This is a genomic window from Burkholderia sp. (assembly GCF_018375725.1).
Classification (GTDB): Bacteria; Pseudomonadota; Gammaproteobacteria; order Burkholderiales; family Burkholderiaceae; genus Burkholderia.
This window is the reverse complement of sequence record NZ_JAHACR010000495.1, coordinates 1-1,726: the sequence shown is the minus strand read 5'-3', so window position 1 is coordinate 1,726 and position 1,726 is coordinate 1. Positions and strand designations below refer to the sequence as shown.

2 protein-coding genes are annotated in these 1,726 nt (G+C 66.6%); one reads left to right on the top strand and one right to left on the bottom strand.

All coding sequences use genetic code 11. The features are described 5' to 3' along the window. Positions 1 to 383: IclR family transcriptional regulator C-terminal domain-containing protein (locus tag KH616_RS24805; RefSeq protein ID WP_292254841.1), on the top strand; the 383-nt coding region annotated here is incomplete at its 5' end. Positions 384 to 396: 13 nt separating this feature from the next. On the opposite strand, the gene KH616_RS24800 is transcribed toward KH616_RS24805, so the two are convergent. Next, positions 397 to 1,200, bottom strand: coding sequence for an EAL domain-containing protein (locus KH616_RS24800; RefSeq protein ID WP_292254839.1), 804 nt, complete (start codon positions 1,198 to 1,200; stop codon positions 397 to 399). Between the last annotated feature and the right edge of the window lie 526 nt (positions 1,201 to 1,726).

Below are 1,726 nucleotides of genomic sequence, written 5' to 3'. Positions count from 1 at the left end.
TCGGGCTCGCGCCCGGCTCGCGGCTGTCGATGCTGACGAGCTCGATGGGGCGCGCGTATCTCGCGGTACAGCCCGACGACGTACGGCATGCGCTGTATGCCGAGCTGCGCCATGCGGCCGGCGCCGGCGCGGATGCCGACGCGCTCGTCGACGCCGCGCAGCGCGCGGTCGCGGAGTTCGCGTCGGGCGGCTGCTGTTATTCGTTCCGGGACTGGCACGGCGACGTGAACGCGGCCGCCGTGCCGTTTCGCGAGCCGCGCGACGGGCGCTGGCTGATCCTCAGCTGCAGCGGCCCGGCATCGTCGATGGGGGAGGATGTGTTCCGCACGCGGATCGGCCCGCGCCTGAAGGCGCTCGCGCAGCGCCTCGGAGACATCGCGTAACCGCGCGGCGCGCCTATGCCGACGCCGTCTTCGCGAACACCGGCCCCTGCATGAACCGCACGTCGTGCTGGCGCAGCAGGTCGCACTGCGTCTCGTCGACGACGCCGTCGAAGATCAGCGGAATCCGCACGCGCTGCGCATAGCCGACCAGCGCCTTGACCATTCCGTCGCGCAATGCGGCGCCCGCATCCATCTTGATGTAGTCCGGCCGCGCCATGTCCGATTCGACCGCGAGAATGCGGCCCGGATCGGGCAGCTTGTCGGCGACCTTGAAGCCGTGACGCTGATAGCTGCGCGTCAGGTATCCGAGGAACGTCTTGTGCGCGACCGCGGCCGCCGGCAGCTCGATCACGACCCGTTCCGTCGGCAGGCTGAAGCGTTGCAGCACCGACGAGAAATGCTTGCCGTGGTCGTATTTCACGCTTTTCAACAGCCGCTCGTGCACCCGCAGGAACAGCAGCCCATGACGCTGCGCGCCGAAGAAATTGATCGCGTGCAGCGCACGCGCGAGGCGGTCGAGCGCCACGAGCGTCTGGTCGTCGTCGGCGCAGTCGAACGGATCGCATGCCGTGCCCGTCATCAGCGTCACCGCTTGAACTCCCAGTTCGTCGCCGTAGCGTTCGATCGCGTCGGCGAATGACGTCGATTGCGGCGTGCCCGGCATCGTCACGTCGTAGATCGGCTCGTAGGCACTGCCGAGCGTGAGCTCGGGAAGGTGCGCGCAAGCTGTGCCGTTCTCGGCGAGCGCGATGTGATCCCGCAGATAAGGCAGTTGCCCGGCACGGGCCACCAGCTCGGGAATGGTAGGCGGAATCATGGATGCAAGATGGAAAAACGGCGGCCGAACCGGCCGCCTCACGCCTCGATAGTAGCAGTGCGCGCGGCGCTCGGCTCGGCGATTCGTTCATATCGTTATCCCGTCCCCGTGGATCGTTCAGGGTTTACGTTGATTTCACTATTCGTAATTGGTTTTACTATTCGTAAATCCTTGGTTTGTCGTCGATCAGGAAGAATGAAAATCGGGCGTCGCCGTGTGGCGCTGTCCCCGATTCAACAGGAAGCAAGGAGCGAGACGTGGCGGTTGAGACGAAATGGGCATCGCAAGTGGATCTGGCGGACACGATGGCCGCGGCCGGACGGCCGCCCCGGCGTGCGTGCGCGATCCGGCGCATGCGCGTAGCCTGAAAAACGGGGGCGGCCATGAGCATCGATTACCAGACCCTGAAGTTTGCGTACCGGCCGCGCGCGGAGCGCGGCGCCGACTGCGATGCGGCGATCCATCCGGTGGCCGTCGTCGGTGCGGGCCCGGTCGGCCTGTCCGTGGCGATCGATCTCGCGCAGCG

Bases quoted from the DNA above. Each gene is read 5' to 3' on its own strand.
- KH616_RS24800 (WP_292254839.1), bottom strand. From the start codon at position 1,200: ATGATTCCGCCTACCATTCCCGAGCTGGTGGCCCGTGCCGGGCAACTG.